1 protein-coding gene and 1 pseudogene are annotated in these 342 nt (G+C 69.9%); both read left to right on the forward strand.

The features are described from left to right. Positions 1-174: pseudogene (locus L979_RS16010) on the forward strand (flavoprotein); the annotation flags it as partial. A 12-nt stretch (positions 175-186) separates the two neighbouring features. Continuing rightward, positions 187-342, forward strand: a 156-nt coding sequence (locus L979_RS17120) for a three-helix bundle dimerization domain-containing protein (RefSeq protein WP_369793003.1), incomplete at its 3' end; no start/stop codon positions are given.

Here is a 342-nt window from a genome sequence, read left to right on the forward strand (position 1 = left end):
GTCCGCTCCATCGCCGCCGCCCTGGCCGGCGACCGGGTCGCCGCCGACACCGTCCACCTCGAACTGCCCGCGACCGGCGTCTGCACCACCGACCTCGGCGGATCCTGCGACGTGCCAGCCGGGCCCATCCTGGTGACCATCGGCGGCGCACCCACTTCCTCCTGCTGCTCCTGAAAGGACCAGGCCATGGCCGCCGACACCCCGCCGCTCGACACCCAAGTCCTCCAACACACAGCCGATGACCTCGCCCGCAAGTACGAGGGAATCTTCTCCCCGGAGGCCATCGAGCGCTACGTCTTCGAGTCCTACACCACCCTGTCGCGGACCGCGAGAATCCGCGAC

Source organism: Kocuria sp. ZOR0020, assembly GCF_000800955.1.
GTDB classification, from domain to species: Bacteria; Actinomycetota; Actinomycetes; order Actinomycetales; family Micrococcaceae; genus Kocuria; species Kocuria subflava.